This is a genomic window from Mesorhizobium argentiipisi (SeqCode) (assembly GCF_037179585.1).
GTDB classification, from domain to species: domain Bacteria; phylum Pseudomonadota; class Alphaproteobacteria; order Rhizobiales; family Rhizobiaceae; genus Mesorhizobium; species Mesorhizobium argentiipisi.
On sequence record NZ_JAPYKO010000011.1, the window covers coordinates 26696 to 47166 of the forward strand.

Genomic DNA, 20471 nt, shown 5'->3' on the forward strand with positions numbered 1-20471 from the left:
GAGGGTGCGGGAGAAGGGATAGCTCTTCCAGAACCCTCACAGGTTCAGCAGGCGCGACAGGTCCTCCTCCGTCGCCTGCCGCTCGATTATGGTGCGGCCTTGCGCGTCCGTCATCTCGAAACGGCCGTTCTGGACTTGCTCCTTCATGCCGTTGCGATGAATGACAGTAACCTTATTGCCGTCGATCGAGAGCGTGTCGCCCGTTGCGGCGTTGGTGTAGCTGTTCTTGCCGCCGGGATTGGTATTGCCCTTGCCGCTGTTGTTACCGGGCCCGGCATTGGGGTTGCCGCCACCGGCATTGCTGTTGCCGTTGTCGCCCTGGCCGTTGCTGTTGCCGTTGTTGCCGCCATTGCCGGAATTCGAGCCGCCGCCGGAACCCGAATTGCCGCCACTGCCATTGCCGCCGTTCCCGCCTCCATTGCCATTGCCGGCATAGGCTGCGGATACGAGCTTGGTCATGTAGCCCGGCTTCACCAGACAGGGCGCGACGACAATCGCCAGCGCGACAACGACGCGCAGCACAAGGTAGGCTGGCCTTTTGCAGGCGGGTTGGTGCATTCCGTCCTTTCCTGCGGGTCCGTCTCGGCATGGCCGAAGTTCCGCTCACGGGACAGGCGCGACGGAACAGTGTCTTGACCCTGCAAGAATCCATATTCCGGCGGTCCGACGAAAGTGGCCCACGACCCATGCCCTGGCCAATCGGACCATTTCCGCCAGCATGACTGACCAATGTCGCAAGCGGCGGACATCGCCGAATTTGAAAAAATTACCCCCGCACGGAGGCGGGGGTAAGGTGAGTAGCCAAGTTCTACCGCAAGACGATCAGGACCGCAGAGACGAAGCAAAAGGTGGCAACCTGGTTTTGCAGCGCTGACCTTCGGTCCCTTAAGATCTAATCCCGATAAAACCTCGCTCTCACAAACTCTGTCTCACAAACTCTTCAGGCGATTGAGATCGGCCATGGTGGCTTTTCGGTCGACGATGGTGCGTCCGTATTTGTCTTCCATCCTGAACCGGCCGTTCTCGATCGTCTCCTTCATTCCGTTGCGGTGCGTGACCTCGATTTTGGTGCGGGTGGCCTCAACCTTGTCGCCCGTCAGGGCGTTCACATGATCGTCGACATCGGCGGTGCTTGCCGCGCCGGCGCTGCTGCTCTTGCCGTTGTTGCCGTTGTCGCTGTTCCCGTTTCCGTTGTTGCCGTTTCCGTTGTTGCTGCCGCCGCTATTACCGTTTCCGCTGTTGCCGCCATTGCCGGAATTCGAGCCGCCAGCCGAACCGGAATTGGAGCCGCCGGCCGAGCCGGAATTGCCGCCATTCCCGTTGCCGTTGTTCCCGCTATTGCCGCCCCCGTTACCGCTTCCACCACCCTTGCCGCCGTTTCCGCCGCCGCCGCCTTTGCCGGCATAGGCTTTGGTCACGACCAAACCATCAACGGAGAGACTGAAAGGCGCGACAACCAGCGCCACCGCAGTCAGCGCTTGCAAGACCAGCCTGCAGACCCTGCGCGATCCGCGCATTCCGCTCTCCCCATGCCAGCCCTTCAGCTTGTCGGCTGAGATACCCCACCGGCAATGTCGCAGCATAAGCATCCCCAATCAGCAGGTCATAAGGAAGTGGCCCACGACCCTTGTCTTGTCCACTCGGACCTAATGTGTTTTGCCGTAGGACCTAAGTCTTATTTCAACCACCGGATGTGGTCGGGCACTATCGTCGTGGGATCAATTTCCAGGCCGAGCAAAGCCGTTAACGAGATTCGCGCTCGCGACATGTTCGCAAGACGCGCTCAGGCCGGCAATGATACCGGCCGCCGCGCCGCAACCGCCGTGCCGAAGGCGGCAGCAATGACGGCGGCAACGCCCACGCATTGCAAAAGATTGAGCTTCTCATGCAAAAACAGGAAGCCGGTCAGCGCGCCGCCAGCCGGCTCCAGGCAGACCAGCATGCCGTAGACCTTGGCCGGCATGCGGGCCAGCACCAGCATTTCCAGATAGAAGGGCAGCGCGCTGGAGAACAGGCCGACCGCCGCCGCGCCCGCCATAATGTGCGGGTCGGTGAGATAGGGTTGAGCAGCGCTGAAGCCGAAAGGCAGCGCCAGCACGGCGGCGATCGCCATGCCATAGGCGGAGGTGCGCACACCGAGCTCGGCGCCGGCCTTCTGGGCGAAGATGATGTAAAGCCCCCAGCAGGCGCCCGCCGCGAGCGCCAGCGCCACGCCCAGCGGATCGAGCCCGCGACTGACACCGGCAAAGGGCGACAGCAGCACGATGCCGACGACAGCCAGCGCCACCCAGACAAGGTCAAGCAGGCGCCTGGAGCCGAGCGTGGCGACGAACAGCGGCCCGGTAAATTCGAGCGCCACGCAGATGCCGAGCGGAATGCGCTGGAGCGCCGCATAGAACAGCATGTTCATGGCGCAGACGGTGATGCCATAGGCGGCAAGCCAGGGCAGGTTTTTCCGCGAGGGCAGTACCTTCCAGGGCCTCAGCACCACCGCCAGCATCAGCGCGCCGATGGCGAGCCTCAGCATGGTCGTGCCTTCCGGCCCCAGCACCGGGAACAGGCCCTTGGCAAAGGCAGCGCCCACCTGCACCGACAGCATTGCGCCAAGCAGGCCAAGCACGGGCATGGCGCCGACGTGCCTCTCTTGGTCAGCGGCCTGTGCTGTGGTCAATCCCGGCTCCATCCCTGGTTCGGGAATGGAGATAGGGCGCGCCGGTTGCGATGTCGTGAGGCAGCGGGCGGGGATGGATGGGACAAGGATTAATTAGGTGGAACGCCCGAAAGGCAGGCAGGACAGCACCCCCTCTGCCCTGCCGGACAGAGGGGTGGTGTGCGGGAACGAGGCCTTGCCCGATGCACGCCCGGCGCCTTCCCGAAATACTTCACCCCGCCATGGCAAGCGGCGCGGCGCTCTTGTTGGGGATCTGGATGTCGATCTCCAGCGTCGACATGGTCGCGCCGCGATCCATCGAGACCTGGAGGTAGTCCTGGTCGATCTGCACGTGTTTGGCGATGACCGCCATGATCTCCTCGCGCAGGATGGAGACGAGATCCGGCTGGCCGCGGCTCTGGCGCTCATAGGCGAGCAGCAGCTGCAGCCGCTCGCGCGCTACCGGCGCGCTGGTGCGCCGTTTGAAGAGATCGAGGATGCTCATGCGGCCCTCCTTCCGAGCAGCCGGTCGAGGAAGCCTTTGCGTTCGAAGGGGACGACCACCGGCAGGTCCTCGCCTTCCAGACGTCTTGCCGCTTCGAGGTAAGCTTTTGCGGCACCATTGAGCGGTTCCGAGAGCGTGACGGGCGAGCCCAGGTTCGAGGCCCGCAGCACATCCTGGCTTTCCGGGATGATGCCCAAGAGCGGCGTCGACAGGATCTCGAGCACGTCGTCGATCGACAGCATCTCGCCGCGCGCGGCGCGCGCCGCGTCGTAGCGCGTGACCAGCACGTGTTTCTGGACCAGCTCGCCCTGCTCCGCCTTCATGGTGCGGGCGTCGAGCAGGCCGATGATGCGGTCGGAGTCGCGCACCGACGACACTTCCGGGTTGGTGACAATGACCGCCTCGTCGGCGAAGCGCATGGCAAGCTGGGCGCCGCGCTCGATGCCGGCCGGGCTGTCGCAGAAGACGTAGTCGAACACCGAACGCAGCCGCGCGATGACTTCAGCCACGCCCTCTTCCGTCAGCGCATCCTTGTCGCGGGTCTGCGAGGCGGGCAGCAGATAGAGCGTCTCCAGCCGCTTGTCGCGGATCAGCGCCTGCGACAGCTTCGCCGAACCCTGGATGACGTTGACGAGGTCGAACACCACGCGACGCTCGGCGCCCATGATGAGGTCGAGGTTCCTGAGGCCCACGTCGAAATCGACCAGAGCCACCTTCTTGCCGGTCTTGGCCACGGCGGCGCCGAGCGCGGCCGTCGAGGTTGTCTTGCCGACACCCCCCTTGCCCGAAGTGACCACGACTACCTTGCCCATATATCCAGCCTCCATTGGCGGTTTTTATTCTCTGGCCGTGCCGGGCACGGCGAACTCGTTCATTTCTTGGTGCATGTCGTTCTCCCAAAACCGCTGGGCACTTTTGGGCGACATGCACTCATAACTCTGGCACGCGAAACCGGTCCGAAGCTTGCGTTGCCGGACTAGCCGAGCGGCACCACGCACAGCGCATCATTATCGAGGAAGGCCTGCACGGCCTTGCCGCGCGAGGTGCCTTCCATCTCCTCGGCCGTGGTGTACCAGCCGTCGACGGCGAGCAGCTCGGCCTCGTTCTTGCGGCAAAAGATGCGCGCCGAAACATTGCCTTCGGAGCCGGCGATCGCGCGCCCGCGCAGCGTGCCATAGACATGGATCGAGCCGCCGGCGACGATTTCCGAGCCGGACGCGACCGAGCCCAGCACGATGACGTCGCCATGCGGATGGAAAACCGACTGTCCCGAGCGGATCGGCGCCTTGATCATCAGCGTGCCGGCGGCGGCCGACATCTCCGCCGCGCCCTGCCCTGCATTCGCAGACCTGGATTGGGCCGCATCGCTCTGCGCCGGCTCGATACGGACCGCTTCGAGTCTTGCCAGCTCGGGATCCACCGGCTCATCGCCGGAGATCTCTATGGAGGAAATTTCTGCCTTTGCGGCCTCGGCGGCCAGATCGGCCACTTGGGTCGCATGGACCCGCTCCCCGGCGGCGGCTTCCAACTCCTCGGCTCGCGCCTTGCGCGCGGCTCGGCCCAGCAATCCCTCGGCCGTCGCCTCCTTGGCGCCGGCGAGCAACGGCGGCAGCTCAGGCCCGAGCTCGGCGCCTTCGAGCTCGATGGCATAGACGCGGATGCCGCGCGAGCCGAGCACACCCACCAGTGCGCCGATCTCCTCCGGTCCCGGCTGCAGGACGTTCAGATCCAGCACCACCGGGCGCCCGTTGAAATAGCCCGGCGAGTTGGCGATCCAGTGATCCAACCCCTCTAGCCAGTCGGCGATCGGCGCTTCCGGCGTCAGCGTGAAAGCGACGAAGGAGCGGGCGCGAAAGCGGATCGATTTGTTGTGCAGAGGGGCGGCGAAGGTCACGTCCGGGCGAATCCTTACTCAATGGTTAAAGGGTGCCGGGCGAATGGTTAACAAAAGGTTAATTTCGGGGATCGGAGCCGTTAACAGCTGACGCGGCTAACTTCTGTGGCCGGGCGGTGACAGGTGCCGCCGATGCCGCTATCGTCTCACCCCCAGCCGGCGGAAAGCAAGGGAGGTCATGTCATGGCGCTGGAAGTCAACAGGCCCGAGGATGCCGCGACTGCCTTTGCCGATGCCTGGAACAGGCATGATATCGATGACTTCGCGGCGCTGTTTTCCGAGGATGCCAATTTCGTCAATGTCGTGGGCATGTGGTGGAAAAACCGTGCCGACATCGAAGCGGCGCACCGCGCGACTCATGAGACCATGTTTCGCGACAGCCGATTGCAGGGTGTCGTCTCGCCAGTCGTCGAGTTATCTCCGGGCGTTGCATCGGTGCACTACAGATGGACCCTCACCGGTGCGTCCGCTCCGGACGGCTCCCCCGCCGGAACGCGGGAAGGCATTCTGCTTCTGGTGGTGAAGAAGGAGCAGTCCGGCTGGCGGATAAAGGTGGCCCAAAACACCGACATTGTTCCAGGGGCGATCGCTCCCCCTTCCAAGACCAGATAGCTGCATCGCGGCAGTTCGCAGTCGATGGCCCGGCGAAGCGAGGCGCACGAGCATCCCTGGCCCGGGACTTTCCTTCGAGAGGGCGGGAAAGCCACACGCTCTGCGCGGCGGCCGCAACTGAGCACCCGAGGCGGTTGCCCTAAACGTGAACCGCTATAAGTTACTCCCCCCGGACGCCACCTTGGACTCCGCGCGAGACCCGCGATCCTCCAACCGGGCCAAGCCGCGGATGGCCGGGCCGTTGAGGACAGCTCCGTCCGGCGCGAACTGCGAGCCGTGGCAGGGGCAATCCCAGCATTGCTCGGTCGAATTCCAGTGCACGATGCAGCCGAGATGCGTGCAACTGGCCGAATGCCGGTGCAACTTGCCGTCGCGGTCGCGGCACACGGCGAACTTGCTCAAGCCGTCCTGAAGGATGCCGCCTTCGCCAGGCTTGAGGTCGCCGGCCGACTTGACCTCACCGGGCAGCAAGTAACCGGCAAGGTTCTTCACGGTTGTAAGGTTCTCATTGAGGTAGTGCGTGAGCGCGGCGGGCGGCTTCCGGTCGGGGGCGTAGACGGCTTCCCACGGGTTCGATCCGTCCACGATCAGATCGCGGATCAGCAGTCCGGCCAATGCACCATGCGTCATGCCCTGGCCCGAATCGCCGGTGGCCATGAAGACGTTGCCGCTGCCGGGGCTTCGGCCGATGAAGCCGCAATAATCAATCGTATCGAGGACCTGACCAGACCAGCGTGCTCTTTCTCCGCCAAGATCGGGCACCAATGCCCTGATCCAGGCTTCGAGCGCGGCAAAGCGTGCCTCGCCGTCATCCGCTTCGCCCGATTTGTGATCACGGCCGCCGGCAATGAGAAAGTCCGTCTTGCCGGGGCCGGGATTGAGGCGGACATAATAATAGGGATCGTCCATGTCCCAGTAGAGCGCATCCGGAAGGGTTCCCCTGGCGATGTCGAAAGCCATCGCATAGGTGCGGTAAGGCGCCATCTTGCTATGGATCTTGACCCATGTGTTGATCGGGGAATTGGTGGCGAACACCGCGTTCGAAGCCGTGACGGTGGAGCCGCCGTCGCATTTCAGGCGAATCTGCTCCCCCTCCTCGATCTCGACGACGGCGCTGTCGGCGAATGCCTTGCCACCTCGCTTCTCGAAATCAGCCAGCAGGGCACGCAAATATTTCAGCGGGTGGAAGGTGGCCTGTTCGGGATAGCGCAGGATGGGTGCAGATTCATGACCCTTGAGCGGCACGCCTTTGCCATGCTCAGCCTCCGCGCCGATCTTTGCCGCAGCCGCATACTCCTTATTGCATTCTCTGGCGGCCTGCTTCTCGTCCATCCATGCGGCCGGGAAAAGGAAGCCGTCCAGCCGTCGGAAATCGCAGTCGATCTCCAGGCTGGCAACGTGCCGTTCGATGCGGTCGACGGCGGCTTGCTGGCTCTCCTGAAATCCGCGCGCCAGAGCCTCGCCGCGCATGTCGATCAGCGCGCTCAAGCCATCGTCGCAGATCGGCGCCAGATGGGCGGTCGTGCGCGATGTCATGCCCCCGAGCAACGGGCCGCGATCCACGAGCACCACCTTGCGCCCTGCTAGCGCCAGTTCATAGGCAATCGAAACCCCGGCGATGCCGGCTCCAACGACGGCCACGTCGCAATGCTCGTCTTGCTCGAGGCGGGGAGCGCCGGGCAAGCTGGCGTCGAGCATCCAAAATGATCTGGTCGCTTCGCTGCTGACGTTCATCGCGCGCCCCGTCGAGACGATATTGGACGGCCAGCGACCAATGCTGCGCAGTGCGGGTTGTAGGTCATCGTGACCGGCTCCATCCTCGCGGCTAGGTGCTCTTGAGCGTTCCGTTCATCCCGTTCGGGTAAAAGCCGCCCTTGCTCACACCCGATTGGTCGGTCAGATAAACAATGCGCAGCACCTCCTGCGGCGTCCTTGTGAAGGCAATCGCATCCGGCGTCGAAGGAACGAAGTTGGCCTTGCCGTCGACGCGAATGCCCTGGTCCTTGTCATCGGGCCCGTCGATCTTGTCGCGTGCGTCGGAAACCGCATTCGCCGCCTTCCAGGCCTTCTCGCCCATCCGATAGAGCGACGACCGCGCCATCCCCATGTGGTATGCCTCGACCGCGAGAATTCCAGCCGCGGCAGCCAGGAATTCCTTGTTCTTCAGGACGGTTGCCGCACCGGCGTAGGCGGTGACACCGACATCCTCGAACAGCATGCCGCCAAGCACGAAGTTCATCTGGTTGCCGAAGGGATCGAAGTCGGCACCGAGCCCGGCCGCCTTGGCGACCGCGGCAAAGCCGGCATCAAAATCGATCGCAGGCCGGTCCACCGCATTCGACGCGAGTGTCTTGCGGTAGAACCTGACATGGGCAAGCTCATTTTCCGCGACTTCCCGCAAAAATTCAGCCAGTGCGGGCGTTTCGAAAGGAACCTTCTTGCCGCCGACGACGTCGCCGGGCTTGGAACCGGCATCTGAATCCTCGATGCCTTTTCCTGTGGTGCCCCGGAGGTAGTATTCTGCCTCCATATATTCCAGGTTCAGCGCGAACCGGAAAATGTCTTCGTCCTTTATGTCATCCTGTGCGAAAGCAGGCGAAACGGGGACGACGCCGGTCGCTGAAGCGAGCGTCGCTCCAAGACCAATTTGCAATGCGCCGCGGCGAGAAACACGAAGTGAAGGCGTGGCAGGGATCATAGCTTCCTCCCGAAGCCCGCCATGAACCGGTGTGGCCTCAAACGAGCGGGCCGTTCCGCCAAACTCCGCTAAATGCGGAATGTTCCTGAACCGAGCCGGTACGGTTGTGGACCCGGGGGAGTCCATTGGCGTGCCGACGTGACTCCCGGGCTGCGGTTCCTCTATAGGACGAGCTTCTTGTCCGCCGCCGGATCCCATTCATGACCCTCCTCCCCGCCTTCCGCACCCTTCTCCCTACCGCCATCATCTGGGACGCCGCCGAGCTCGCCTCGCGCGATCCTGGCTTCGACACCCGCAATTTCGGCGCCTCGGCACTGGTGCGGCCGCGCGATGTCGAGGGTGTCGCGGCGCTGGTGAAATTCTGCGCGGAGCATGGCATCAGCCTTGTCGCGCAGGGTGGGCGCACCGGGCTGGCGGGCGGGGCTGCGACTTCCCAAGGGCAGGTGATTTGCGATCTCGGCGGGCTTACCCAAATTGAGGAGATCGATGCGTTCGCGCGCGTGGCGATTGTCCAGGCGGGCGTGACGCTGGGCGCGCTGCAGGAGGCGGCGGGCGTGCATGGGCTCGATCCGGGCATCGACCTTGCCGCGCGCGGCAGCGCCACGATCGGCGGCATGGTTTCCACCAATGCCGGCGGCATCATGGCCTTTCGCAACGGCACGATGCGCCACCGCGTGCTCGGTCTCGAGGCCGTGCTGCCGGACGGGCGGGTGTTTCGCGACCTCACCCGAGTGCTGAAGACAAGTGCCGGCTACGACCTGAAGCATCTCTTCATCGGCGCGGAAGGCACGCTCGGCATCGTCACCCGCGTGGCGCTGCGGCTCGACCCGGTGGCCGGGGCGAGTGCCACCGCGCTTGTCGGCGTGCCGGATGCAGCCAGCGCCCAGCGCATCGTGCGGCATTTCCTGGCCTCTACCAGCGCCCGGCTCACCGCCGCGGAGATTCTATGGCGCAATTTTGCTTCACTCATGCAACGAGCGCTGAACTATGCGCCCGGGCAATTGCCGCTCGATGCACCGTGCCTGCTGGTGCTGGGGATCGGCGCCGATTCGATCGAGGCAGCGAGAAGCGCGCTGGAGGACGGGCTGGCGGCGATCTGGGAAGAGGCCGGCATCATCGATGGGCTAGTCGCAAGCTCCGACGGTCAGGCCGCGCAGATGTGGCGGCTGCGCGAGGAGACCGTTGAGATCGAGCGCGCGCATCCCATGGCGCCGTCCTTCGATGTGTCCGTGCCGGGCGGCGCACTGGACGCCTATGTGACGCGCATCGAGGCTGGGTTGAAGAAGATCGACGCCTCATACGCGCCCTACGTCTACGGCCATCTCGCCGATGGCAATCTGCACATCTCCATCAATTGCGAAGGGCCGGTCCCACATGAGCGGCATGAGGCGATCGAGGACGTGCTCTATGAGGGGCTGCGCGACGCCGGCGGTTCGTTCTCGGCTGAGCATGGGGTGGGGCTGGAAAAGCGCGAGGCCTATGGGCGGCATGCGGATCCGGTGAAGCGGGATTTGGCGAAGGCGATCAAGGAGTTGATCGATCCGGGTAACGTGATGAATCCGGGAAAAGTGGTGAAGCTCTGAGGCGTAGCGCGGGCCCGCCAGCATCGCAGGCCCGTTTCCGATTCGCGGCCACCTCACCCTCGCCGCTGGCGGGGCGAGGAAAAGCGTCGGCGCGCTACTCGCATTGGCGACGCGGGCCGCCATCGAAGGGCTGGTAGGTGTTGTCCTGCGGATCGTAGGAGCGGTAGCGGCTGAAGCAATCGTCGACATGGGCGGCCGAGAGCTGCCGGCCCTGTGCCCGCACGGCCCCAGCCTCGGGCGAGATCTCTTCCGGCGGGCCGCCATAGGTGGTGACGTAGCCGCCGCCCGACGGGACGTAGCCTTCCATCTCGGCCTGGTCGTCGCTCGTCTGATCATCGGCCGCGGCGGTTTGCCGATCATTCGCTGCGGCTTGACCACCCTGGCCTTGGCGATCGTTCGAGCCGGTCGAGGCGGTGCGGTCGCCCATCGGGTCGTAATAGGGTGAGATGCAGGGGCGGAGCTCGCCACTGTAGGAGCGGTAGCTGTTTTCGGCCGGACGGTAGCTGCGATAGCGGGCGGCGCACCATTGCAGATGGGCCACAGGCAATTGCTGCTCGGCCTGCTGATCGGCCGGAGCCGGCTGGGAAGACTGGGTCGCGTCAGGCTCGGCCGCGGGCTGGTTCGGGCCAGAAACGTCGGGCAATGGCTGTAGTCGCGGCGCAGCTGGCGGCGCCGGCGCGACCACCGCCGCGGTCTGCGTGCCGCTATCGGCCTCGGGCGGTTCGCCGGCTTTGGCAGGTGCCACCGCCGCCTGCTGGGCGGGAATGCGCTGAAGATTCTGCTTCCCCGGATCGACCGGTTGGGCGTCCTTCGTCCAAAGTTCGGAAACGCCGATCGTCGGGGTCGCCTGGCGCACCGGCTTGGCGGCTAGCAGCCAGGTGGCGAAGGCGAGCCCGCTGGCAAACACCGCGAGGGTCAGCACGAAGCCGCCAACGATTCCCAACAAAGCCTTCATGCCGAACTCCTTTAGTCCCCGCTGATAGAATGCGAGGCGCGGAATCCGGTTCCCATAGCAAGAGGGCGATGTTGCGACCCGGCGGCAACAAACGAAGGACCCCGCGTGCTCCGGGGAGGAGCACGCGGGGCTTCGAGGATCGCTAGGTGAACCCAGCTGGGGACTAGGCAGCTAAGGACTTTACGATGATCCAAGAGGATCGATGACAGTGTCGCTCCTTTGTCAGGACGCCGCATCGTGCAAACAGAGGAGTAAACGCAGGTCGTTCACATGGTGCACAACGCCTCGGACCGATGTTTGTCGCAGCTGCGGCCACAAACTCCCGCCGGTCAGGCCGGTAACCGGCAGATTGCCCCCAAACGAGGCGGCCGGGCCGCGCTTGAGCGGCATGCGGGCGCTCAGCAGTCCGCCACAACCTCGCTGTAGCTCCTTGCCTTCCCGTCCTGGCCGCGAATGCGCCAGGTTCCGTCCTCGCGGCCCTCGATATGGCTCGCCGCCAGCGGCACCTTGCCGCCGCCCTCCGGCAGGTCGATGACGTAGGTCGGGTTGCAGATGCCGGAGAGCCGCCGGCGCAACTCGGCCACCAGCGCCTGGCTTTCGGCAATCGTGGTGCGGCGATGCGCCATGCCGCGCGCGAGGTCGCCGTGATGCAGGTAATAGGGTTTTACGCCCAACCGATACATCAGCTCACGGCAAAGCTCTTCCAGCACCTCGATGCGGTCGTTGACGCCTTTCAGCAGAACGCTCTGATTGAGCAGCACGAAACCGGCCTGCCGCATCGCGCTGCAAGCCGCCTCGGCCGCCTGCGTGAGCTCGCGCGGGTGGTTGAAGTGAGTGACCACCGTCACCATCAGCCGGCCCTGCAGCGCCTCGATCATGCCGGACGTTATGCGCAACGGCAGCGCCACCGGCACGCGGGTGTGGATGCGCAGAAGCCTGAGATGCGGGATCGCCTCCAGGCGGCCGCGGATTTCGGCCAGCGCGGCGTCGGGCAGCGACAGCGGATCGCCGCCGGTCAGGATCACCTCGCGGATTTCAGGATGTCCGGCGATATAGGCCAGCGCCGGCTCCAGCGCTTCGCGCGTATAGCCGCGGCCGATCGATGTCAGCGACTCTTTCCTGAAGCAGAAGCGGCAATAGACGGCGCACTGATAGGTGGGGAACAGAAGCACTCGGTCGGCATGGCGGTGCGTCAGCCTAGGCACGGGGCTGAAGGCATGGTCGCCGATCGGATCGCCGAGCTCGCCCTCGACGGCGATCAGCTCGTCCGGCGACGGGATCACCTGGGCGCGGATCGGATCGTTCGGGTCGTTCCAATCGATCAGGTCGAGATAGGGTTTGGGCACGCGCACCTTGTGCGCGGCGGCGGCTTGCTGCGCGGCTTCGCGCTCGGCGGGCGAGAGTGGCAGAGATGCGAGGTCGCGGACATGGCGCACGCCGGCGCGGATATCGGCTTGCCAGGCGGCGTCGGGTGCGGCCAAAAGGACGTTCCGATCATCGGCCGATTTGCAGCTCGCCTCCATCGGTTCGTCGCTCGTCCTGGCGCGATCATTGAAGATCATAGAAGACTCCTTGAACTCGAAGTGCCTGATACAGCATCCGTGCCAAGGCGCAAAAGCCTTCGAACTCCTCCTTCGGGCATCACGCCAATTGCTGCCGTCATAGCGGGATCGACGGCCGGAATTGTGATCGCAGCCAAGTCATTTTGGAGAGAAAATTCAAACTGACTTGGCGTCAAAGCGAATGTGTTGAATCAAAAATGGTATTAATCTGCACAGCCGCGGGTTTCGGGGCGAACCGATGGATTTCAAAGCGGGCCATGGCTACCTCCTGATCGGCGGGCTCATCCTGGTCGGTGCCGGGCTGCTGATCCTCTCGCTGATTGTCAATCTGCATGTGGCGCACAGTGTGCGCGATGACGTGCGCCATCGCGAAAAGCTGCTGGAATATTACCGCAACATCTTTTCGCAGCTGGGCGTGATCCTCATCGGCATCGGCGTTTCGCTGTTCATCTTCTTCTTCCAGCAGAACTATCAGGACCAGCGCAAGCGCGAGACCGAGCTGCAGCTGGTCTTGGCCAAGCTCGCGGCGCGTGTTGCCCGCGGCGCCCCCGTCATCGAAACGCTCGGCGAGTTCGACGAGGTGCTGGACCAGGGCGGCGCCTATGTCAGCCCCGAACTCGGCGGAAACAGCGCCGCCATCAGCGCCAAGGGAGCCGACCTCGCCAAGCAGGTCGAAAAGATCCAATTGGTCGAGCGCGATGTCGATGTCCGCGACTTCGATATCCTGAACCTGTCGCGCGACCTCGAAAACACCTTCGTCGTCAACGAGCTCGATCCGGCACTGTGGTTCAACATCGTGCGCGACGAAAACGAGATCAAATACGCCATGACGCAGCTGAGCCTCGACTACAAGGACCTGCATGACGCGATCGGCGACGAGCCGGTCGGGGCGGCGGTCGCCAACCTCGACAAAGAACAGAAGATCAAGCGCGAGGTGCTCGACATCTTCTATGACGCCGATCTGCTGCGCCAGCGCAGCAGGCGGTTCCTCGCCCGCGCCTGCTGGCTTTTCAGCAAGGGCAAGAGTTTCGTCGCGCTTCCACCGGCCGACGCGATCGAGGCAGACACTAAGTCGCAGCAGCTATGGATCGACCGTGCGAAACCGGTGCTGACGCAGACGAAGTCGGGCAGCGGCGACTGCTTCAAATTGCTCCACTACAGAGGAATTTCCAAATAATCCCAGCGGTGCAGCTCAGGCCCCATAAATTGAAGTTGAGGTAATGCGAAACGCGACGGTGGCGGCACTCATATACGAGTTTCTTTTCGACGTTTACCGGCTACTCGACGCCGAGCGAGAATATAACTGCTGGCTGCCGGACGAACATGGCGTGCCGCGCGAAGCCTTCAATCACTGGTACACTAGCTGCTGGGAGTGGAGTACCTCCGTACTGGAGGAAGCCGGCGCCACCAAAGCCTTAGTCAGCAAACGAGAGACGAAGAGCGATATTCGCGGCCCGTTCAGCTATCCCGTGATGACGTTGGATGAATGTCACCGTGCCGACTTCTCGGATTTTGAGACCTTCGATAATTATTGCTACGCAATGTTCGCCTTTCAGCAATTGATCGATCAAACATCAGGGCGTGAGGTAAATCTAGACGTCCGGTCTGACCGGTTCCTGGAGGAGGTTGCATCCAAGGACGACATATTTCTGATCGAGAGCATTCATTGCGTTCGATTCAAAAGCAATCGCTTCGAGGAAAAGGTTTTGACGCGTTGGCGCGAGATAGACGTTCGTGTTTTTCGACGTAAGGACTGCGTGTAAGGGTGGCAGGAGGCAGCACTCTGGGTTGGGTCGCGTCTATTTGTTAGTCGCCCACGCGCGGCAGCGTGCCCAGATGATTGTCGTCGAGGAACCCGATGGTCACGGCCGATGCTTTGCCGTCCGGGCCGACGACAAAGCTCACGCCTACCGGCCTGTCCGGGGTCTCGGCGTCGGGATAGGTCAAGAACAGGTCGCCGTCGTAATGCGTCAAGGAATAGGACCGTGCTCCGGCCGGCCCGACCTTGAGCATAAGACCGTCTCCCGCCCGCGATACGACCGCATCGCCGATGAAGTCGTTGGCATAGTGGCCGGCATAGGCGTTGGCCGGCGCCGCCGGCCGAGCCGCTGACGGCGGCGCGGCAAATCTGGCCTTGGCCGTCTCGACAACCGGACCGAACATGCCGGCGTAGATCGCATCCCACGCCTCGATCCAGTCCTTCTCGACCTTGCCTTCAAAGACGAGATCGGCAAAGCTGTCAAAAAGTCCTTCCGGCACGCCTGTCGGGAAGGCATTGGCAAGGATGACGATGCCGAGTTTGTCCTTCGGGAAGATCGTCACCAGGGTGCGCGCACCGACGCTGAAGGCGCCCGCATGGCCCCAGCTCAGGCCGTGCCGGCCGAATTCGATGTTCCAGCCGAGGCCGTAGAAGGATTCGCCCCCGGAGACGGGGTTCTTGCCGCGCGTCATCAGCGGCATATGCGTCTGGTCCAAGGCATCGGCGGCGATCAACGTCTTGCCGGCATAGACGCCGTCGCCCAGCAGCAGGCGCACCCATTCCGCGAGATCGCGCGCGGTGGAGCTGACGCCGCCGGCAGGCGCCTGCGCGTCCGGATCGCGCTTGATCTTGGCGGCCCAGGCGCCGTCCACCTTGACGTGAAGCGCGGCACGGTTTGCGTGCTTGATGAAATCGGCGTTCCGGGAACTGGTCGAAGCCATGCCTAGCGGACGATAGAGCTTTTCATCGGCGACCTCTTCCCAGGATTTTCCCGTCGGCCTGGCGGCCGCGACTGCGCCCTCGGTCAGCCCGAAATTGCTGTAGGAGTAGCCGGCGCGAAAGCTCGACAATGGCGGCACGAAGCGCAAGCGGTGAAGGATCGTGGCGCGATCGTAGCCTATGTCCTCGAGATCGTCTCCGGCGGTGCCTGGGAGCCCGCTTCGATGCGAAAACAAGTCGCGGATGGTGAGCTCGCTCGTTGGATAGGGATCGGCGAGCCGGAAGCTCGGATCGAGGTCGGCGATCTTGGAATTCCAGGACACGACGCCGTCGCTGACCAGCGCCGCCACGACCGTGGCGGAAACCGGCTTGGAAAGCGAGGCGATCTGGAACACGGTATCGGCGTCGACGGTCTCAGGCTTGCCGGCCTCGCGATGGCCGAACCCCTTGAGGAAGACCACCTCGTCATTGTGCACGACCGCGATGGCGAGACCGGGCACCGCGCCATCGGCGACAGCGCCTTGCGCCAGTGCCTCGAGCTTCGGCAGGGCGACGGTGATCTGTTCGGGCGTGACGGGGTCGGCCGATGCCGCGTTGGACCAAAGCGCCATTGCGATAAAAGCCGCAATCGTCAAATGGCAGAGATTCTGACCAAGCCGCATCACGCGCTTCCCTCCCTTCCCTGCATTCAGCCTACGATTGTACAGGTCGGCGCTGTCGCGGCCAAGCCTTCGCCCCGGGGGGCAGGCCGCCTCACCTCTCCAATTTCCTGATCGCCTCGGCGGTTACCGGCGTGAAGAAGTTGATGAGGTTGCCGTCGGGATCGCGGAAAAGCAGCGAGCGGTTACCCCAAGGCATGGTGATCGGCGCCTGCACCAGTGAGCCCGCAAGGCGATCGGCGAGCCGTCGGTACTCGGCGTCGACATCGGCGATACGAAACTCGATGATCGCCGTTCGGTTGGCGGCGGGCTGAGCGACATGGTCGCCACCGAAGAGCTGCAATGTGCGCGTGCTGCCGATGGCGAGCGTGCCCGCCTCGGTGATCAGCTCGGCGAAATCCTCGGTGTAAAGCGTGAGCTTCGAGCCGGTCACCTCCTCGTAGAAGCCGACCAGCCGCCTGATGTCGGCGGTGATGAGACGGGTCGAAACGAAATTCATGATTCTTCTCCGTTGTTTAGCTGCGGAGCTTCTCCGTCGGCGGCTGCGGAGCTTCTCCGTCGGCGGCCGCGGAGCCTTCTCCGTCGGCGGAGCACCGTCGAGACGCCCTGCCCGACTTGTGGACCGGTCCTGCTGCCAGCATAGTGGCAACAGGAGACACGCCTTGCGCCGCGCCGACAGACTGTTCCAGATCATCCAGATCCTGCGGCGCTCGAGCCGGCCGATCACCGCCAGCCAGATCGCCGAAGAGCTGGAAATCTCACGCCGCTCGGTCTATCGCGACATCGCCGACCTCATCGGACAGCGCGTGCCGATCCAAGGCGAGGCCGGCCTCGGCTATGTGCTCGACCGCGACTACGACATGACGCCGCTGATGCTGACGCCGGACGAGTTGGAGGCGGCTGTGCTCGGCGCCCAATGGGTGGCCGACAAGGGCGATGCGGCGCTGGCGGGCGCCGCGCGCGACCTGATCGCCAAGATCGCTACGGTCGTGCCCGAGGGGCTGCGCCCTTTCGTCAGCAATCCGACCGTCGGCGCGCCGCTCAGCCGCGCAAGCCTGCCGGATGGGTTGGATATCGCGCGGGCGCGGGCCTCGATCCGCAAGGGCCACAAGATCCGGATCCGCTACCGCAACGAACAGGGCGACGAGAGCGAGCGCGTCATCTGGCCGACCATGATCGGCTATGCCGAGACGGTGCGGCTCATCGCCGCCTGGTGCGAGATGCGCCAGGATTTCCGCCATTTCCGCACCGATCGGATATCCTGCGCGACCTTTCTCGACGAGCGCATCGGCTGCAGGCCCGGCGAACTGCGCAACCGCTGGAAGCGGCACATGGAGGCGCAAGGGATTGAACTGCCGCAAGGTTAGATATCCGCGTAAATCTCCAGCACATTGCCATCGGGATCGCGAAAGAACAGCGTGCGGTGGCCCCAGGGCCGGTCGGTCGGCCCGCTTTCGATCGCCACGCCCTTCTCACACAACGTCTCGGCACATTGGTCAACCTGGCCCGGCGTCACACGGAAGGCGAGCTGCACGGAGAGCGCGCCTGCAGGCGTCGGCGCGTCATTGAACATCACGCCACGCTCGGTGAGCGCCAGGAGGCACGAGCCGACCTGGTAGGCGATCCAGCCCTCGCCCAGGCTGGAATGGACGTGAAAGCCCATCACGTCCTCATAGAAACGCCGCATCTCCTTCATGTCGCGGGCGAAGATGACGGTGTAGTCGATATTCCTGATGTTTTTCAGCGCATTCATCTGCAGAATCCTCTGTCTGGCGCCGCATTCCGGCGCGGTGTGGTTGTGCGATGCGCTGCCTCATTATACTTGTAGTAAGGTGGTACAAGATGAGTGGCGCTGCTGGTAGTGCCGCTATCCCTTCGAGGCACAACGATGCTGGAACGGACCGCCGAGATCGACAGGCGTAAGGAACTTGGCCGCTTCCTGCGCGCCATGCGCGAACGGGTCGAGCCGTCACGGCATGGCATCCGCACCGGCACGCGACGTCGCGCGAATGGGCTGTTGCGCGAGGAAGTCGCGTTGCTCGCAGGGATCAGCGCCACCTGGTATACGTGGCTGGAACAGGGACGCGAGGCCAATCCTTCCGCCCGGGTGCTCACTGCGCTGGCCGACGTGCTGGACCTCCTGCCCGTGGAACGCCAGCACCTGTTCAAGCTCGCAAAGCCGGAATGGCTGCCCGAGGCGATGCGGCTCGAAGGCCCCTCGCCCGATCCGCGCATTGTCGGATTGCTCGCCACGCTCTCGCCCAACCCCGCCTATGCGCTCAACCGCGCCTGGGACTTCATTGCCTGGAACGACGAGGCGGCGGATTTGTTCGGCCGCTTCGATGGGGAGGATCCCGCAAGGCGCAACCTGCTGGCGCGACTGTTCCTCGATCCGGCCTGGCGCGCGCTGTTCGCCGACTGGGAGGTTGTGGCTCGCTCGGCGATCGCGCAGTTTCGCGCCACGACCGTCGAATACGCGTCGGCTGCCGACATCCGCGCCGTGCTCGACCCGCTCAAGGGGCTGAGCCCCGACTTCGGGCGCCAATGGGCCGAGATGCGGGTCGAGGAAGCGCCGATCTGGTCGAAGCGGATGGTCGGTCCGAACGGCCAGGTGACGACCTATGATTACTTCATGCTGGCGCCAGCGGGGGTGGGCAAGCAGATGACCATCACTCTCTATCGGAAGCGTGGATAGGTAGCTCAGACGCCGATTCAGGAACGGATGCCAACTTGCTGGTTGGAAAGGGCTTTGAACGACAAAAGCTGCGCTCCGTCGCGCCCCCTTTGTCCGGCGGGTCTGGGGGCCGCCGTGGAGCGCGACCTCGGTCGCTTGCTCGACTCTCGCCGCAATCGACCCGCGCCGTCTTTTCAGGCAATCTCCTGCCAACGGCGATCATGAGGAGCTGATCCGCCGGCGAGGGAGGATGCTATAACCGAGACGCAGGCGCTGCCGCGCTATGAGGATGCCGTTGCGCAATTCCGCATCGAGGACGAGATCGCGCGCCTCCACGGCGATCCGGCGACCGGCATCAACGCCTATGTGGAATGCTGCGGCCGCTATACCGGCGAAAATCGGCTGGCGCTGCGCGCGATCTCGGCCGCCGATGAATTGCGCGAATACTCCTTCGACGATCTGGCCGATATGGCGGGCCGCGTCGGCACCCTGCTCAAAAGTCTCGGCGTGCGCCCCGGCGACCTCGTGGCCGGCATGCTGCCGCGCATTCCCGAACTGGTGGCGCTGATCCTCGGCACGTGGCGGGTCGGCGCGGTCTACCAGCCTTTGTTCACTGCTTTCGGACCGAAGGCTATCGAGCATCGCCTCAGTTACAGCAGGGCGAAGCTGGTGGTGACCAACCCCGCAAACCGCGCCAAGCTCGACGATGTGGAAAACCACCCGCGCATCGCCACAATTCTTGGGACCCGGCGATGCCCTTGCGGCAGGCGACATCGATTTCCGCGCGGCGCTCGAGGTCGCCTCCCCCGACTGCGCGCCGGTGATGCGCAAGGGCTCGGACCTGTTCATGATGATGTCGACCTCGGGCACGACAAGGACATCCGAAGGGCGTGCCGGTGCCGCTCAGCGCGCTGCTTGCCTTCGGCGCCTATATGCGCGACGCGATCGGGCTACGGCCCGACGACATCTTCTGGAACATCGCCGATCCCGGCTGGGCCTATGGGCTTTACTACGCCATCACCGGGCCCTTGCAACTCGGCATTGCCACCACCTTCTACGAAGGCGCCTTCAACGCCAAATCGACCTACGACATTATCGAGCGTCTGGGCGTCACCAGCCTTGCCGGCTCGCCGACGGCCTATCGCCTGCTGATGGCGGAAGGGCCGGAGGCGGCCGCCCGGGTCAAGGGCAGGCTGCGCGTGGTAAGCAGCGCCGGCGAGCCGCTCAACCCGGAAGTGATCCGCTGGTTCGACGCTAACCTCGCCGCCCCGATCCACGACCATTACGGCCAGACCGAGAATGGCATGATGGTCAACAACCATCATGGGCTGGCGCATAGCGTGCGCGCGGGCTCCGCCGGATTTGCCATGCCGGGCTACCGCATGGTGGTGCTGGACGATCAAGGCAACGAACTCGGCCCTAACCAGCCCGGCGTGCTGGCGGTCGATATCGCGAACTCACCGCTGCGCTGGTTCGACGGCTACCACGAGGCGGAAACGCCGGCGATCGCAGGCGGCTATTACCGCACCGGCGACATGGTGGAATATGAGCCGGACGGCTCCGTCTCCTTCATCGGGCGGGGCGACGACGTCATCACCTCGTCCGGCTACCGCATCGGGCCGTTCGATGTCGAAAGCGCGCTGATCGAGCATCCGGCGGTCAACGAGGCGGCGGTGGTCGGCGTGCCCGATCCGCAGCGCATCGAGATCGTCAAGGCGTTCGTGGTGCTGGCGCCCGCCTTCCAGGGCAGCGAAGCACTGGCGGAGGAACTCGTCCAGCATGTGAAGCAGCGGCTTTCGGCGCACTCCTATCCGCGCGAGGTCGAGTTCGTCAGCGAGCTGCCGAAGACGCCGAGCGGCAAGATCCAGCGCTTCTTGCTGAGGAAGGCCGAGGTCGAGAAGCGCAAGGCGGAATAAAGATTGCCGCTGCCCCAATTTCCGCCACGCAAAAGCCGCCAAGTCGGGCGATGGCTCGCAAGGGC

Annotated in this window: 19 protein-coding genes and 1 pseudogene; 7 read left to right on the forward strand and 13 right to left on the reverse strand. The window is 64.1% G+C overall.

Going from position 1 to position 20471, the window contains the following annotated elements; translation table 11 throughout:
• Window positions 1-36: 36 nt before the first annotated feature.
• The 6 genes from O7A05_RS16615 to minC form a co-directional block, all read right to left on the reverse strand.
• On the reverse strand, window positions 37-558 hold the full coding sequence (locus O7A05_RS16615) for a hypothetical protein (RefSeq protein WP_337094131.1): 522 nt from the start codon (window positions 556-558) through the stop codon (window positions 37-39).
• Between the two features lie 371 nt (window positions 559-929).
• Entirely contained in the window at window positions 930-1517 is a 588-nt protein-coding gene (locus O7A05_RS16620; RefSeq protein WP_337094132.1) for a hypothetical protein, read from the reverse strand.
• A 266-nt stretch (window positions 1518-1783) separates the two neighbouring features.
• Entirely contained in the window at window positions 1784-2671 is an 888-nt protein-coding gene (locus O7A05_RS16625) for an EamA family transporter (protein WP_337094133.1), read from the reverse strand.
• Window positions 2672-2882: 211 nt separating this feature from the next.
• Window positions 2883-3155: a cell division topological specificity factor MinE gene (minE, locus tag O7A05_RS16630; protein ID WP_042638296.1), complete on the reverse strand. Its 273-nt coding sequence runs from the start codon at window positions 3153-3155 to the stop codon at window positions 2883-2885.
• Window positions 3152-3967, reverse strand: a complete 816-nt coding sequence (gene minD, locus O7A05_RS16635; RefSeq protein ID WP_140757287.1) for a septum site-determining protein MinD — start codon at window positions 3965-3967, stop codon at window positions 3152-3154. Before minD ends, minE begins: the two co-directional genes overlap by 4 nt.
• A gap of 164 nt (window positions 3968-4131) precedes the next feature.
• Window positions 4132-5049: a septum site-determining protein MinC gene (minC, locus tag O7A05_RS16640; protein ID WP_337094134.1), complete on the reverse strand. Its 918-nt coding sequence runs from the start codon at window positions 5047-5049 to the stop codon at window positions 4132-4134.
• A gap of 183 nt (window positions 5050-5232) precedes the next feature.
• On the opposite strand from minC, the gene O7A05_RS16645 reads away from it, so the two are divergent.
• A complete protein-coding gene (locus tag O7A05_RS16645; RefSeq protein ID WP_337094135.1) occupies window positions 5233-5661 on the forward strand; it encodes an SgcJ/EcaC family oxidoreductase in 429 nt (142 codons plus the stop codon).
• A gap of 153 nt (window positions 5662-5814) precedes the next feature.
• Here O7A05_RS16645 and O7A05_RS16650 read toward each other — a convergent pair whose 3' ends face one another.
• Both O7A05_RS16650 and O7A05_RS16655 read right to left on the reverse strand, forming a co-directional pair.
• Window positions 5815-7395, reverse strand: coding sequence for an FAD-dependent oxidoreductase (locus O7A05_RS16650; RefSeq protein ID WP_415927018.1), 1581 nt, complete (start codon window positions 7393-7395; stop codon window positions 5815-5817).
• Between the two features lie 91 nt (window positions 7396-7486).
• Window positions 7487-8359, reverse strand: coding sequence for a ferritin-like domain-containing protein (locus O7A05_RS16655; RefSeq protein WP_337094283.1), 873 nt, complete (start codon window positions 8357-8359; stop codon window positions 7487-7489).
• 200 nt (window positions 8360-8559) lie between these two features.
• On the opposite strand from O7A05_RS16655, the gene O7A05_RS16660 reads away from it, so the two are divergent.
• On the forward strand, window positions 8560-9942 hold the full coding sequence (locus tag O7A05_RS16660; protein WP_337094137.1) for an FAD-binding oxidoreductase: 1383 nt from the start codon (window positions 8560-8562) through the stop codon (window positions 9940-9942).
• 94 nt (window positions 9943-10036) lie between these two features.
• On the opposite strand, the gene O7A05_RS16665 is transcribed toward O7A05_RS16660, so the two are convergent.
• Complete coding sequence (locus O7A05_RS16665; RefSeq protein WP_337094138.1) at window positions 10037-10897, reverse strand: BA14K family protein; 861 nt, start codon at window positions 10895-10897, stop codon at window positions 10037-10039.
• Between the two features lie 398 nt (window positions 10898-11295).
• Window positions 11296-12420 carry a KamA family radical SAM protein gene (locus O7A05_RS16670; RefSeq protein WP_337094284.1) on the reverse strand — a complete coding sequence of 375 codons (1125 nt, stop codon included), beginning with the start codon at window positions 12418-12420 and terminating at the stop codon, window positions 11296-11298.
• Between the two features lie 277 nt (window positions 12421-12697).
• Between O7A05_RS16670 and O7A05_RS16675 the strand changes: the two genes are divergently transcribed.
• Entirely contained in the window at window positions 12698-13636 is a 939-nt protein-coding gene (locus tag O7A05_RS16675; RefSeq protein ID WP_337094139.1) for a hypothetical protein, read from the forward strand.
• A gap of 43 nt (window positions 13637-13679) precedes the next feature.
• Window positions 13680-14222, forward strand: coding sequence for a hypothetical protein (locus O7A05_RS16680; protein WP_337094140.1), 543 nt, complete (start codon window positions 13680-13682; stop codon window positions 14220-14222).
• 43 nt (window positions 14223-14265) lie between these two features.
• On the opposite strand, the gene O7A05_RS16685 is transcribed toward O7A05_RS16680, so the two are convergent.
• Window positions 14266-15819 (reverse strand): serine hydrolase, encoded by a 1554-nt coding sequence (locus O7A05_RS16685; RefSeq protein ID WP_337094141.1) that lies wholly within the window; start codon window positions 15817-15819, stop codon window positions 14266-14268.
• Window positions 15820-15910: 91 nt separating this feature from the next.
• Complete coding sequence (locus O7A05_RS16690) at window positions 15911-16315, reverse strand: VOC family protein (protein ID WP_337094142.1); 405 nt, start codon at window positions 16313-16315, stop codon at window positions 15911-15913.
• 163 nt (window positions 16316-16478) lie between these two features.
• On the opposite strand from O7A05_RS16690, the gene O7A05_RS16695 reads away from it, so the two are divergent.
• On the forward strand, window positions 16479-17183 hold the full coding sequence (locus tag O7A05_RS16695) for a helix-turn-helix transcriptional regulator (protein ID WP_337094143.1): 705 nt from the start codon (window positions 16479-16481) through the stop codon (window positions 17181-17183).
• Here the strand turns inward: O7A05_RS16695 and O7A05_RS16700 are convergent.
• Complete coding sequence (locus tag O7A05_RS16700) at window positions 17180-17569, reverse strand: VOC family protein (protein ID WP_337094144.1); 390 nt, start codon at window positions 17567-17569, stop codon at window positions 17180-17182. The two genes, O7A05_RS16695 and O7A05_RS16700, sit on opposite strands and share 4 nt — an antisense overlap.
• A gap of 135 nt (window positions 17570-17704) precedes the next feature.
• On the opposite strand from O7A05_RS16700, the gene O7A05_RS16705 reads away from it, so the two are divergent.
• Window positions 17705-18511 (forward strand): helix-turn-helix transcriptional regulator, encoded by an 807-nt coding sequence (locus O7A05_RS16705; RefSeq protein ID WP_337094145.1) that lies wholly within the window; start codon window positions 17705-17707, stop codon window positions 18509-18511.
• Between the two features lie 234 nt (window positions 18512-18745).
• A pseudogene (locus O7A05_RS16710) lies at window positions 18746-20406 on the forward strand (acyl-CoA synthetase).
• Window positions 20407-20471: the final 65 nt, after the last annotated feature.